Here is a 12669-nt window from a genome sequence, read left to right as displayed (position 1 = left end):
GTAGTCAGCCGCGGGAATGTGACACTCTCCGCGAAAGTGTCACATTCTCCGGACCGTACACCGCTCGTCCTCGCCGCCTCACGGAATCGTTTGCGTTGTTCGACGGTTGTCGGCTGAGCAGCCGAAGGGGCAGATCGCCGATTCAGTCGCGTCCAGCCCTTCGCCCTACCGCGGCTCTCTCTCGACGACTTGGTAGGGTGCGCAGGTTGCACCGCTTGGAGAGTTGTGGCAGCGCTCAAGGGAGAGGGGCCAGACGACGATGCAGGCGTCAGAGGTCCCGCGTGCGGTGGCCGCGGCCATGTCGACCGCCTCATCACTTGACCTGACAGTCGACGACGCGATCGTTCTTCATGACTCGAACAAGCTCATTCTGCGTCTGCTGCCTTGTGACGTCCTGGCCCGGGTGGCACCTGTAGCGCATCAGGTCGCACAGTTCGAAGTCGAGCTTGCGCAGCGGCTCGCCGAATCCGGGTGCCCTGTGGCTGCTCTCGAGCCTCGAGTGGAGCCACGCGTCTATGAGCGTGATGGCTTCGTGGTCACGCTATGGACCTACTACGAACCCGTGACACCTCGAGAGGTCTCACCAGCCGACTACGCCCATGCACTCGAGCGGCTGCATGCCGGCATGCGCAAGCTCGATGTCCCGACGCCGCACTTCACGGATCGAGTCGAGCAGGCTCAACAACTCGTGGCGAACCGCGACCGCACTCCGGCGCTCGCCGACGCGGACCGGGAGCTGCTCGGCGACACGTTACGAAACCTGAGACGAGTGATCGGCGAGCGCGGCGGCGCCGAGCAGCTGCTGCACGGCGAGCCGCACCCGGGCAACATGCTCACCACGAAGAACGGGCTGCTGTTCATAGACCTTGAGACGTGTTGCCGCGGGCCCGTCGAATTCGACCTCGCCCATGCGCCCGAAGAAGTCAGCGAGCACTATCCGGGTGTCGATCAAGACCTGCTCCGCGAGTGCCGGATCCTCATGCTGGCGATGATCACAACGTGGCGCTGGGATCGAGGCGACCAACTCCCCAACGGGCGCCAGCTGGGCACAGAGTGGCTCAGCCAGATCCGAGCAGCACTCGATCGCAACGGCCTGGACACCCATGACTGATCGCGGACCTTCGAGGTCGTGGCCGGCTGGCTGTTGATGTCGGGATCTACCGTGATCCCGGCCTCGGCCGTCGACCTCCACGGCGCGCGACTCCGGCAACACCAGCACCGCCGTGGGCAGTTAGGGCCTGTCCGGCGGATCATGCCGGAGCTTCCCGCAGCCGAATTCCGTTTAGGCTTTTGCCTCGGTCAACTCACGGTTGACCAGGGATGCAGGGGATCAGGGGGAAGCGGGCCGATGAACAACGCCACCCAGGTGTTCCAGCCACTACAGGCGGACGATCCGCCCGTCGTGGCCGGCTACCGCCTCGTCGCCCGGCTCGGCGCGGGTGGCATGGGCCGGGTCTACCTGTCGCACACGCAGGGCGGACGGCCGGTGGCGATCAAGGTGGTACGGCCGGAGCTGGCCGACGATCCGGCCTTCCGACGGCGGTTCCGCCGGGAGGTGGAGGCGGCCCGGCGGGTCCGGGGCGCGTACACCGCCGAGCTGATCGACGCCGACGCGGACGGCGTACCGCCCTGGTCGGCCACGCTGTACGTGCCGGGGCCCTCCCTGGCCGAGGCCGTCGCCAGGCGCGGACCGCTGCCGGTGCCCGCGGTGCTGTGGCTGATGGCGGGGGTGGCCGAGGCGCTGCAGGCCATCCACGCCGCGGGAATCGTCCACCGGGACCTCAAGCCGTCGAACGTGCTGCTGGCCGCCGACGGTCCACGTGTGATCGACTTCGGCATCTCGCTGGCCGCTGACCTCAGCTCGCACACCGCCACGGGCTCCGCCGTCGGTACGCCCCAGTTCATGGCCCCCGAGCAGGCGACCGCGGGTGAGGTCACCGCGGCGACCGACATCTTCGCACTGGGCCAGACGGCGGCGTTCGCGGCGCTGGGTGAGCCGCTGTACGGGGACGGCCCCGCGCCCAGCGTGCTCTACCGGATCGTGCACGAAGAACCCGACCTGTCCCGGCTGTCCGAGCCGCTCCGTCCGCTGATCGCCCGCTGCCTGGCCGCCGATCCGGAGGAGCGGGCCACTCCGGCGGAGGTCGTCGAGTGGTGTCGGCAGCGGCTGGGCGGGGACGCCGACGCGGGCGCGGGGCCGGCCGTCTGGCGGGAGGTCATAGGGCCGGAGGTGACGGTTCCGTCCCTGGTCCCCGATCCCACACCGGTGCACACGCTGCCGTTCGTCACGCGGCCGCAGCCGACGGGGCCGGAGGAGCGCCAGGCGCGAAGACGGCGTACCGCGCTGATCACGACCGCGACCGTGACGGCCGGCGTGCTGCTGATGATGGGCTTGGCGTGGACGGTAGCGGACGCGGGGGAGAGGTTCCGCGACTGGGTCGCCGGCGCACCGTCGACGCCTGGTTCTTCGGAGTCCGCACGGTCGTCGGCGTCGTCATCGGCATCCGCGCCGACGTCGGGGCCCGGTGCCGAGAGTTCATGGACTGGTGGCGGGGCACAGGAGTCGCGGCCCTCCCCGACCGCGTCCAAGTCGCTGCAAGCCACCCCGTACCCCCTCGTCTGGCTGGACGGGAAGACCTCGGTGAGTTTCGACGACCCCCAAGTCCCGCGCAAGGACCGCAAGGGCGACATCCGCCTTGTGTGCGGGCAGACTTGCGCGCTGGAGAGCGACACCAGCGAGTTCGCCTTGCTGTACACGAAGCCCGGGGCGAGCCTCGACTCGTGTCGTATCGCCCTCTCCGACCCTGAAGGCCAGCGCCTTCCGCTGGCCGCGGCGGCGAACGGCAGCGAGATCTGCGTCAAACACTCCTCCGGGGACATCGCGCTGCTCGTGATCCAGACGAAGTCGACGGCGCTGCCCCACATCGCTTTCGTGACCGGGGACATGACGATCTGGCGGGCGGCGGCCTAGTGGTGCAGGCGGCTGGACCGCCGCGCCGGCGCTCGCGGGGTGGACGGCCGCCGGGCTTTGATGCCGAGCGGTACAAGAAGCGCAACACCGTCGAGCGGGCGGTCGGATGCGTCTCCCTCGGCGCAGTGACCGCCGCCGCGCTCCTCATCTGGCTCCGGTGGTGAACGAAGATGTTGCGGCTACGCCCGGGTGCCGGTGTGCAAGACGGCGAACACCCCCCGGGCGCGGGAGCCGTTCGGCAGCTGCCAGGAGCCGCTGACGTGGCCGGTTGCTCCCTGTGGAGGAGGAAACGGGCCGTCCGGGGCGGGCTGCAGGACCCGGTGCAAGCGGAGGGTCGTGCCGTGCGGCGTGGTCAGTCCGGTGCCTTCTTGATCGTCGGTGACGGTGACGTCCGTGGAGATGGAGCCTTCACTGGTGTAGGAAGCGACGACCTCCCGGTCGGGGACGTCGCTGATGTTTTGGTCCTGGGCCTGCACCCGCCCCTCGATCAGGGCCAGCAACTGGGCGACCAGCACGGGGTCCTGGCAGCCGTCGTAGGCCCAGCGCTGCCCCAGCACGCCGTGCTCCATGGTGCCGACGAGGGCGTGCTCCGCCCTGTCGAGCGGGGCGCCGCGATAGGTGAGCGGCACCAGGTAGGTGATCAGGTGAGGGCCGGAGGCGTCGGTGACCACGATGAACTCGATGCCGACCTCGCCTTGCGGGTCGTCCAGCCGGAAGCCGCCGGCCTTCGCCAACTTCGGTTCGCCCGCGCCACCGCGATACCACGGGCGGGAGGGCAGCCAGGAGGTGAGCAGTTCCAGCTTGGTCGGCTTGAGGACGGTGTGGTGGATGACGGCCATGCAGGAGGACCTCTTCCCTTGAGCAGATGCGATGCACGAAAGTGTGACAGCCGCCGCCGACAACAGAGGGGCGCACAGCTACCGACGTATTGAGCTGCGACTTTTCGAGGTAGATGACACTTGGTCGAGTTAGTTGACACCGCAGGTCAGTGCGGCCTCGCAGTGAACGGATGAGGGAGCCGCAGACGTTCGGCCCCGGCCGTGGAGGCAGTCGGGCTGGTGCGGGTCCTCGTCCGGATCAGCCTTCGGCCTTGATCGTTTTCATGGTGAGGTGGGATTCGAGGCGTTGCACGGCGGGGTGGCCGGTGAGCTTGTCCATGAGGAAGGTCTCGTAGGCAGCGTTGTTGGCGACGGCGACGCGGACGAAGTAGTGGGGGCTGCCGTACAGGCGGCGGAACTCGACGACTTCGTCGTAGGAGGCGATGGTGGCCTCGAACTCCTCGATGGTCTTGCGGTCTTGGGCGTAGATCTCGACGTCGACGAGGACCTCCATGCCGCGGCCCATCGCGTCGGGATCGATGACGGCCCGGTAGCCGGCGATGATGCCGACCTCCTCCAGGCGCTTGACCCGCCGGAGGCACGATGGTGGCGTGAGGCCGACCCGCTTCGCGACCTCGACGTTCGTCAGCCGACCGTCCTGACGCAGGTGAAACAAAATTTGACTGTCGATCGCATCGATTCTAATTTCATTGCGCACAGCGGCATTATAGGCCAATTATCGGCAACCAAATAAGGCGCAGTTCTTCCTAACATTGCAGCATGGGAACACCTCAGGTCTCCGTGGCCGACCAGCTTCGGTCTGCCCTCGCTCCGCCCCGGGCCCGCATACGCACCGAGATGACGGCCGCGCTCAAGGACTCTGCCTCCGTGGGCCTGGGCCTGGTCCCGATGGGCCTGGCCTTCGGAATGCTGATCACCCACTCCGGACTGCCGTGGTGGTCGGGGCCCATGTTCTCCGCCGTCATGTACACCGGCACGCTGGAGTTCCTGCTGGTCCCGATGCTTCTGGCAGCCACGCCGCTGGTCACCGTGGGGCTGACCACACTGCTGGTCAACGGCCGCCACGCGTTCTACGCGCTGTCCTTCCCCCTGCACCGCGTCAACGGCCGCCTGGCCAAGCTCTACAGCACCTTCGCGCTGAGCGATGAGGCGTACGCCATGACCACCGGTGGCCAGGCCCGCGACTGGTCGAGCCCGCGCATCGTGTCCTTTCAGGCGTTCAACCACCTGTACTGCGTGGCCGGTTCACTCACCGGCGCCCTGGTCGGCTCGCTGCTCCCGCCGCGCATCACCGGCCTCGACTTCGCCATGACCGCCCTGCTCGTCGTCCTGGCCCTGGACGCCATCCGCGAGCGCCGCCACGACCTGCCCATCCCGCTCCTGGCCGCACTCGCCGCGCTGATCGCCCGCCTGATCACCCCCGGCCAGATGCTGCTCACCGCGTTCTGCCTGTTCACCGCCGCCCTGCTGGCCCGCCACTTCGCCACCCGCCGGGGGCCCGCCCATGCCTGACACCCGCTACCTGATCGCTGTCGCCGGCGTCTGCTGTGCCATCACGTGGGGGCTGCGCGCGCTGCCCTTCACCGCCCTGGAACCGCTGCGTTCCAGCAAGGCCATCCAGTACCTCAGCACCCGCATGCCCGCCGGCGTGATGGTGATCCTCAGCCTCTACACCCTGCGCACCCTCCCGCTCACCGAGACCCGGGCGCTCGCCCCGCTGGCCGGGCTCGCGGTCACCGTCGGACTGCACCTGTGGCGCCGCAACGCGCTGCTCAGCGTCTTCGCGGGAACCGCCGTCTGCGTCGCCCTGTCCAGCACCTTCTTCGCGCCCTGACCGGCGCGGAGCTTCGCCTGGCGGGCTTGTTGCGTTGCATGAGCCCCACACCTTCAACGCGGGCACCCGCGGTGCCTGCCCCCAGAGAGTAGGAGAGATTCCCGTGCAAAACGTCGCGGTCAAGGTCGTGGTCACCCCGCTGCTGATCGGTGGTGCCAGCCTGGCCGGGCGCCGCTGGGGCCACCAGGTCGGCGGCTGGCTCGTCGCCCTGCCGCTGACCTCCGGTCCCGTCGCGTTCTTCCTCGCCACCGACCACGGAAACGCCTTCGCCGGACACGCCGCCATCGGCATGCTCGCCGGGACCATCTCCCAACTCGCCTTCGCCCTCGCCTACCGAGCCCTCGCCCACCACGGTATGACCGCCGCGTTCGTCACCGGCTGCGTGACGTTCGCCGCGGCCACCACGGTCCTGGCCTACCTGAACTGGCCCGCGGTACCCACGTTCCTGCTCGTGTTGGCGGCACTCGTCGCCGGGTTCGCGATCACCCGCCGCGCCGGCCGCACCACCGACGAACCGGTCGAGCCAGCGAACCCGCCCGGCTGGGACCTCCCGCTGCGCATGATCGTGGCCACCGGCGTGGTGATGGGCATCATCGGCCTCGCCCCGATCATCGGCCCGCATCTGGCCGGACTCCTGTCCCCGTTCCCGGTGTTCGGCGTCGTGATGGCCGTCTTCACCCACCGCACCCACGGCCCGAACGCCGCCGTCGCCGTCCTCGACGGCCTGATCATGGGCCTGGCCGCCCCCGCCGTCTTCTTCCTCGCCCTCGCCCTCGCACTGCCCTCACTCGGCCTGATGGCCTTCGCCGTCGCCGCGATCGCCGCGCTGGCCACCCAGGCCGGGACCATGTTCGCGATCCCTGGCGACGCCACCGCCACTGCCACGTCCAGGTAAGGGATCAGCGCCGTGGGCGGTGCGACCTGACAACCCGGCAGGCGCTCAGGGCTGCTCGGTCCCGGCTCATTCAGGCGCCTTGTTGTACTTGGCGATGGTGGCCTTGCTGGTGTCGGCGTCCATGAACTGCAGCTCCCACGGACCCGTGTTCACGTCGAACTCCTTGCCGAATCCGACCCACTTGCCCGCCATGCGGCGGCCGGTCGGCTCCACCAGCATCTGCAGCGCACCGAAGTACCGCGCGCCTCGGTAGTAGCCCTCGCTCGCGGTCTGCTCGGTCCACGTGCCGGTGATGATGCTGCCGTCCACCTGGAGGTCCAGCGTCAGCGGACTGTCCGGGTTCAGCGAGCCCTGGGGCAGGCTGCGGCCCGTCAGCCGGTTGCCGTGCTGGAGCAGCACCACGTAGTGCTTGCCCATGAAGGTCGAGTCCCGGCCGCTGGAGAAGTACTCGTATGTGCTCAGCCAGATGCCGGAATAGTTACCCCGAGGTGAGGCTTGGGACGTGGGCTGGCCGCTGGCAGCCGGGATGCCCACCGGGGAGTCCTGTAGGTCGTGCCCGCCGTGGCCGTCGCCGGTCACGCGGACCTGCGGCACCGGGGCCGCGAAGCCCAGGGACTCGATCGGCAGGCCAGTCACCATCTCCAGCGCCCGGGCATACACCGGCCGGGGTGTGGCCGTCTCACCGCTCTCCCAGCGTTGCACCAGCCGCTTCGTAGCATCGTTCGGCTGGCCCGCGCGCTGTCCGGCGTCGCGCACCGCCCTGGCGAACTCATCCTGGCTCATCAGTAAACCGAGCCGTACGGCTCGGAGCGTTGCGTTCGGTGTGCTCATACGGATCACGCTACCCGCCAAGGCTGGCTAACGACACCGAAATGACGCCCCGTCCGCCGCCGGAATGACGCCTCCCTCGTCGCCGCGCTCTGGGGCCGGTGAGCCCGATGGTAAGTCACATGCCAACTACAGACAGTGAGTCCACGCATCCCGGTCTGACCATCGAGGTGTACCGCATCAACCCGGAGACCCTGGAGCGGACGCCCGTACGGTCCGTCACGTTTGCTCCTTCCGATGCGCCGGTGTACTCCCTGGAGTTTCCCCCGTGCGAGTGCCCGCGCTGCCGGACCCGCCCCTGGGGCATCCGGTGAGCCCGCCGTGCTGGGACATGGTCAATCCGCGAGCCTTTGGCCGCTGTGCCCACTGCGGTCGCTGGACGGATGACGGCGTCGCCCACTGGATCCCCCGAGCGTCGGTGGCCGACGTGTGCATCGTCGTCTGCGCCGACCCCGCCGCCTGCGCTCCGCCAAGGGGAGGAACACGCCGCTGGCTCGCCCAGCGGAACTGACACCCGCAGACGAGCCCTTGGCCCTCCCGCCCGGGGCTCTTCGTTGCGCGGGACGGGCCGGATCGTCCTCGCCGGCGGTTTGGCTCAATCGTCGGCCCGCCCAGCTCAAGTTGGGTTCTGTACGGGCTCGCACACCCACCGCCCCGGAGGCAGACCGATGAAGATCGAGCAGGAGATCCGCACCCGCACGGTGCCCAAGGTCCTCCACGGCAAGGCGCACGACGTGCAGGAGACGTACACCGTCGAGTCGACCGTACTTCGCCGTACCGGGACACCCAGGCCTTCAAGGCGATGACCGCTCTCGTGCTGGGGGGGGGGGGCGGTGGTGTGGTCCACGGTGGCCATCGGCGGACTGCTGGCCATGCCCTCGCCGTCACGGAGGCCGGTTGACGCGGACGTACCGGGAGAGGACCGAGGACCACGTAACGGCGTTCGCGTGGACGGGCGTACGGCGGGGAGCGGATCCCGCCGCCGTACGCCCCATCGAGATCATCCAGGACCTGTCCTTGCGATCATGCAGGTCTCTTGACGCCAGAGTGGGCCCTTCGCTCCCCGCTGGCTGTCGTTGAATCGCGGAAGCCCGAGAGCCGGTCCGGGCCCGTTCAGCCGGCGTGGGGTTCCTGCTCCGCCGCGGTGTCATAGGCGGCCCGGGCCTCGGCGATGGCGGCCCGGTGACGCTCGGCCCAGCCCACCAGCCCGGTCAGCGAGGCGTGGAGTTCTCGGGCCATGGGAGTGAGGCTGTACTCGACCTTGGGCGGCACGGTCGGATACACCGTGCGAACGAGCAGTCCGTCCCGCTCCAGCCTGCGCAGGTTGAGGGTGAGCATTCGTCGGCTGATGCCGTTGATGGAGCGTTCGAGTTCGGTGAAGCGGACCGGGCCGTGGGCGGCGGCGATCAGGATCCCGATGCTCCATTTGCCCGCCACGCGGTCGAGCACCTCAGTGACCGGGCAGGCTTCGTCCCTCAGCGCGTCAGTAACACGGGTGTGACTGCGTGACATGAAAGTGCCTCCTTCCGATGAGCAGCAGAGTTATCGATGATGACTGCTGTTACAAGTCGTGAACCAAGGGGGAAAACATGCCTGTTCGTGCTCTCGTCGTCGACCCGTCCGCACCCGCCGCCGTCCGTCTCGCCGAGGTGCCTGACCCCGTGCCCGGGCCGAACGAGGTCCTGGTGGACGTCTCCCACGCCTCGTTGAACTACGGCGACCTCAACGACGCCCGCTCCGGGCGGGTCCCCGTGGGTGCGGTGCTCGGTTCGGACGCTGCCGGGGTGGTGGTTCAAGCCGCCGCCGAAGGAACCGGCCCGGTGGTGGGCACCCGGGTGGTGGCCCTGACCTCGGGGGCGTTCGCTGAGCGCGTCGCGATCGACGTGGGTGCGCTCGCCAAGGTGCCGAAGGGCTTGGACCTGGCGCAGGCGGTTGCTCTGCCGGTCGCCGGAGTGGCGGCACTGCGCTCGCTGCGGGCCGCCGGGCTCGGTCCGGACAAGAGGGTGCTGGTCACCGGTGCCTCCGGGGGAGTCGGCCGGTTCGCCGTCCAGTTGGCGGCGCGGGCCGGTGCTCACGTCATCGCGTCCGTGGGCTCGACAGGCCGCGGAGAGGGGTTGGCCGAGGCCGGCGCGGACGAGGTGCTGATCGGCCTGGAGGGACTCGAGCGACCGGTCGACGTGGTCATCGACAGCGTCGGCGGCCCCCAGCTGGTCGCGGCCTGGAACCTGCTCGCTCCCGGGGGCAGCGTGCAGAGCGTCGGCTGGACCTCCGGGGAACCGGCGGTCTTTCCGCCGTATGCGACCGTCGGCCCGGCCAAGTCGCTGACCTCTTTCGTCATCGAGGGCGACGCCGGCGCTGACCTGGCCATTCTCACCGAGCTGGCCGCTGAGGGGGCCCTCACCGTCGAGATCGGCTGGCAAGGATCTTGGGACCGCTTCGACGAGGCGGCCGAGGCGCTTCGCGGTCGTCGGATCTCCGGAAAAGCTGTCCTGGAGACGGCATCCGGTGAGCTGCACGCCCCGGGACCTTCTCCGCGGGGCTAGGGCCTGTCCGGTCGGACGATCAGCGCTCTCAAGGACTTCCGGGCAGTGGCGACGCGGCTCGACAAATGCGCCTACGTCTTCCACGGCACCGTCACCGTGGCCTCGATCCGGCTCTGGCTCAGGTCTCGATATGCCGGATAGAGCTAGTAGTACCCCTTCGCCCCGTCGAGCAGCTCCCGCACGATGTCCGCATGTCCGGCATGCCGTCCGGTCTCCTCGATGAGGTGGATGAGCATCCAGCGGAGGTTGGCCTTGCCGGAGCGGTAGCCATGGTGGCGACCGACGTCGTCCAGAGAGGCTGCGGCCACGATCTCGTTGCTTCGGGCGCACTGGGTCTCGTAATCCGCGAGCAGCTGCTTCAGTGTGACGCCGTCGGTGCGCCAGTCGGCGTCCTCGTCCGTCTCGTCGAAGGACGGGTTCTGCGTCTCGTCTCCACCAAGGAACAGCACCTCCAGCCAGGTGTGCTCGACCCACCGCATATGGCTGATGAGCCCAGCCATCGTCATCGCCGGCGAGGTCGGGATGACGGAGCGGTGCGCATCCGCCTCGCTGAGGCCCTCGCACTTCCATCGCAGGATCTGCCGCTGAAGGTCCAGCCAGCCAATGAGCGCGGTGCGCTCGTCGGCCTGAAACGGGGGACGTTCAAGTGAAGGAGACATGCCTGCGGACGCTACCGGGTCCGGTCTCCGACTGTCGCCAGGTTTTCGGCGACGTACGGCCTGAGCTCCTCGCCCTGAACCAAGCCCCGGCCTCGTATCAGTCACAAGATCCGCCGGACAGGCCCTGGGCGCCGCACCGCGACACGCGCTCGCCCCGGCAGAACTCCGCGAGTCCTGCCGGGGCGAGCCGTGCCACTGTGCCGGGTCAGCGGGTGAAGGTCACCCGGTGCTCCTTCAGGGCACCGCAGTTGGAGCCCGTCACCTGTACATACACGTTGTTGATGTGACCGCCCCAGTCGACGCAGTGGGCCTTGCCGTAGACGTAGGTCGGTCCGGCGTACGACGTGTACCGCCCGTAGTCCTCGCCGTATTCCTCGGTGTCGGGGACGTAGATCCACGCGGACATGTCCACGGCGGTGCCCGGGTTGTTGCGGATGGTCGCCACGCAGTTCTTGCCGTTGGAGGCGTTGTACGTCAGGTAGACGGTGCCCAGCGAGCCGACGGGTGCCGAGTTCACGGTCTTGTAGCCGCTTCCGCAGACCTTCTGCGGTGTGGTGTTGGGTGCGGCGGAGGCGGGCGCCGTCAGGGCGGCCGTGGTGCCCACCGTCAGGGCCGCCAACGCGGCAGCGGACAGGACAGAACGCGCGTATCGCATATTTCCCCCTGGTCTCCATTGGAGGTGGTTGTTCCCGCATGGTGTGACCCACGGGGTATGCGAATGGTTGTGCTCAGTTCTACCGCTTCCGCAGCACCGCGGCCGCCGGCACCAGCGCCCCCGCCGCCATCAACGTCCCTGCCTGGTATGCCAGTTGGTAACCTCCGCCGTGGCCGCCACCGGATCGGCGTCACCGGCGAGCAGGAGCAACGGCGGGAGCCCGATGGGCAGGTTGATCAGGAAGATCCAGTGCCAGTTCAGAGCCTCCGTCAGCGCCCCGCCGAGGAACGTGCCGAGGGCTCCGCCCGCCGCGCCGACCGCGCTGAACGCCGCGATGGAGCGGGCCTGTTCCCGTGGCTCAGGGAAGAGCGCGACCAGCATGCCCAGCACCGAGTTGGAGCGGAGCATCGAGGGGATCAGCCGCCGGATGCTGACCCTCGCCCTGCGCAATCTCGAGCGCGACGGCCTCGTCACCCGCACGGTCCATCCGACGGGGCCGAGGAGCGCGCACCGGAGTTGGTGTGACCGTAGGACACGGTCTCATCGCGTGGTGGAGGTGCGCCGGTACCGTGCGGCGGGCTGAGAGCCGGAGAGGCTGCCGCTCAGAGCCTGGCGCGCGGCCTGGTAGGCATCCCACAACTCGGCGTCGGGCAGTGCCGGGATGGTCACGAACTCGCCGCCGTCGAGCCCCGCGAGTGCGGCGTCGACCATGTCGTCGACGGTCATCACCCATTCCTGGGGCAGGTTCTCCACCGGGGTGCCGGCGATCTCCCAGAAGTCCGTCGCGGTGGCTCCGGGCAGCACTACCTGCACCCGCAGTCCCTTCTCGCCCAGCTCGTGCCGCAGCGACTGACTCAGTGCCAGCACGAACGCTTTGGAGGCGCCGTAGACGCCGTTGAGCAGCTCGGGGACGACGGCGACGATCGATCCGATGTTGATCACGGTGCCGCCGCCTCGGGACACCGCACCAGGGGTGAACGCATAGGTGAGCCGGGTCAGTGCGGTCGCGTTGAGGGTGATCATGGATTCCATCGCGTCCACGTCCGAGTCCACGAGCGTGGACACCGCACCGAAACCGGCGTTGTTCACCAGCACCGAGATGTCCGCGTTCGAATGCAGGACCTGTTCGACGCGGCGCAGATCCTCGGCTTGCCCGAGGTCTGCGGTCAGGACCTCCACCGAGCGGCCGGTCCGGGTCGTGATCCGCTCGGCCACCGCGTCCAGCCTTTCCCGGTTGCGTGCCACCAGGATCAGGTCGTGGCCGCGCCGGGCCAGTCGGTCGGCGTACACCGCGCCGATGCCGGAGGAGGCGCCGGTGATCAGGGCGGTTCCCGCTGTAGCACTCATTGTGTCGTCATTCCTTCGCATCGCAGGTGAAGAACGGTGTGGTCAGTAGGTCCACAACGCGTATCCGTTGAAGTAGGCACGGAGCGGCAGGTCCCCCA

At 68.8% G+C, this 12669-nt stretch carries 15 protein-coding genes and 2 pseudogenes; 9 read left to right on the top strand and 8 right to left on the bottom strand.

From position 1 onward, the window contains the following. Positions 1–259: 259 nt before the first annotated feature. Together ACFV7R_RS04780 and ACFV7R_RS04775 are read left to right on the top strand one after the other, a co-directional pair. Positions 260–1111: a phosphotransferase enzyme family protein gene (locus ACFV7R_RS04780; RefSeq protein ID WP_385259913.1), complete on the top strand. Its 852-nt coding sequence runs from the start codon at positions 260–262 to the stop codon at positions 1109–1111. A gap of 237 nt (positions 1112–1348) precedes the next feature. Next, on the top strand, positions 1349–2971 hold the full coding sequence (locus ACFV7R_RS04775; RefSeq protein ID WP_385259910.1) for a serine/threonine-protein kinase: 1623 nt from the start codon (positions 1349–1351) through the stop codon (positions 2969–2971). A gap of 179 nt (positions 2972–3150) precedes the next feature. Here the strand turns inward: ACFV7R_RS04775 and ACFV7R_RS04770 are convergent, their stop codons facing one another. Both ACFV7R_RS04770 and ACFV7R_RS04765 read right to left on the bottom strand, forming a co-directional pair. Beyond that, positions 3151–3810 carry a 1,4-alpha-glucan branching protein gene (locus ACFV7R_RS04770; protein WP_385259908.1) on the bottom strand — a complete coding sequence of 220 codons (660 nt, stop codon included), beginning with the start codon at positions 3808–3810 and terminating at the stop codon, positions 3151–3153. A gap of 238 nt (positions 3811–4048) precedes the next feature. Next, the gene (locus ACFV7R_RS04765) at positions 4049–4489 is read right to left on the bottom strand and encodes an Lrp/AsnC family transcriptional regulator (RefSeq protein WP_385260557.1); all 441 of its coding nucleotides are present in this window, start codon (positions 4487–4489) and stop codon (positions 4049–4051) included. Positions 4490–4569: 80 nt separating this feature from the next. On the opposite strand from ACFV7R_RS04765, the gene ACFV7R_RS04760 reads away from it, so the two are divergent. From ACFV7R_RS04760 to ACFV7R_RS04750, 3 genes are all read left to right on the top strand, one after another. Further along, the gene (locus tag ACFV7R_RS04760; RefSeq protein ID WP_385259905.1) at positions 4570–5322 is read left to right on the top strand and encodes an AzlC family ABC transporter permease; all 753 of its coding nucleotides are present in this window, start codon (positions 4570–4572) and stop codon (positions 5320–5322) included. Beyond that, positions 5315–5644, top strand: coding sequence for a branched-chain amino acid transporter permease (locus ACFV7R_RS04755; RefSeq protein WP_385259903.1), 330 nt, complete (start codon positions 5315–5317; stop codon positions 5642–5644). The genes ACFV7R_RS04760 and ACFV7R_RS04755 overlap by 8 nt, the downstream gene beginning before the upstream one ends. A 103-nt stretch (positions 5645–5747) precedes the next feature. Beyond that, entirely contained in the window at positions 5748–6539 is a 792-nt protein-coding gene (locus ACFV7R_RS04750; protein ID WP_385259900.1) for a hypothetical protein, read from the top strand. A gap of 66 nt (positions 6540–6605) precedes the next feature. Here the strand turns inward: ACFV7R_RS04750 and ACFV7R_RS04745 are convergent, their stop codons facing one another. Next, positions 6606–7370, bottom strand: a complete 765-nt coding sequence (locus tag ACFV7R_RS04745; protein WP_385259898.1) for a helix-turn-helix domain-containing protein — start codon at positions 7368–7370, stop codon at positions 6606–6608. 119 nt (positions 7371–7489) lie between these two features. Here ACFV7R_RS04745 and ACFV7R_RS04740 point away from each other — a divergent pair, with 119 nt between their 5' ends. Then, the gene (locus tag ACFV7R_RS04740) at positions 7490–7681 is read left to right on the top strand and encodes a hypothetical protein (RefSeq protein WP_385259895.1); all 192 of its coding nucleotides are present in this window, start codon (positions 7490–7492) and stop codon (positions 7679–7681) included. 354 nt (positions 7682–8035) lie between these two features. Next, positions 8036–8173 (top strand): hypothetical protein, encoded by a 138-nt coding sequence (locus tag ACFV7R_RS04735; RefSeq protein WP_385259893.1) that lies wholly within the window; start codon positions 8036–8038, stop codon positions 8171–8173. 307 nt (positions 8174–8480) lie between these two features. On the opposite strand, the gene ACFV7R_RS04730 is transcribed toward ACFV7R_RS04735, so the two are convergent. Next, on the bottom strand, positions 8481–8879 hold the full coding sequence (locus tag ACFV7R_RS04730) for a winged helix-turn-helix transcriptional regulator (protein WP_385259891.1): 399 nt from the start codon (positions 8877–8879) through the stop codon (positions 8481–8483). Positions 8880–8956: 77 nt separating this feature from the next. On the opposite strand from ACFV7R_RS04730, the gene ACFV7R_RS04725 reads away from it, so the two are divergent. Further along, on the top strand, positions 8957–9910 hold the full coding sequence (locus tag ACFV7R_RS04725) for a zinc-binding dehydrogenase (protein ID WP_385259888.1): 954 nt from the start codon (positions 8957–8959) through the stop codon (positions 9908–9910). A 143-nt stretch (positions 9911–10053) separates the two neighbouring features. On the opposite strand, the gene ACFV7R_RS04720 is transcribed toward ACFV7R_RS04725, so the two are convergent. The 3 genes and pseudogenes from ACFV7R_RS04720 to ACFV7R_RS04710 form a co-directional block, all read right to left on the bottom strand. Then, a complete protein-coding gene (locus ACFV7R_RS04720; RefSeq protein WP_224737080.1) occupies positions 10054–10569 on the bottom strand; it encodes a DinB family protein in 516 nt (171 codons plus the stop codon). A 205-nt stretch (positions 10570–10774) separates the two neighbouring features. Beyond that, positions 10775–11224 carry a spore-associated protein gene (locus tag ACFV7R_RS04715; protein WP_385259885.1) on the bottom strand — a complete coding sequence of 150 codons (450 nt, stop codon included), beginning with the start codon at positions 11222–11224 and terminating at the stop codon, positions 10775–10777. Between the two features lie 216 nt (positions 11225–11440). Further along, positions 11441–11623, bottom strand: a pseudogene (locus ACFV7R_RS04710) (MFS transporter); the annotation flags it as partial. On the opposite strand from ACFV7R_RS04710, the pseudogene ACFV7R_RS04705 reads away from it, so the two are divergent. Continuing rightward, positions 11559–11723: pseudogene (locus ACFV7R_RS04705) on the top strand (winged helix-turn-helix transcriptional regulator); the annotation flags it as partial. The pseudogenes ACFV7R_RS04710 and ACFV7R_RS04705 overlap by 65 nt on opposite strands. A gap of 41 nt (positions 11724–11764) precedes the next feature. Here the strand turns inward: ACFV7R_RS04705 and ACFV7R_RS04700 are convergent. Next, a complete protein-coding gene (locus ACFV7R_RS04700) occupies positions 11765–12571 on the bottom strand; it encodes an SDR family NAD(P)-dependent oxidoreductase (protein WP_385259882.1) in 807 nt (268 codons plus the stop codon). Positions 12572–12669: the final 98 nt, after the last annotated feature.

The sequence above is a fragment of the Streptomyces sp. NPDC059866 genome (assembly GCF_042731325.1).
Taxonomy (GTDB): Bacteria; Actinomycetota; Actinomycetes; order Streptomycetales; family Streptomycetaceae; genus Streptomyces; species Streptomyces flavusporus.
This window is presented reverse-complemented; position numbering and strand designations above follow the sequence as displayed.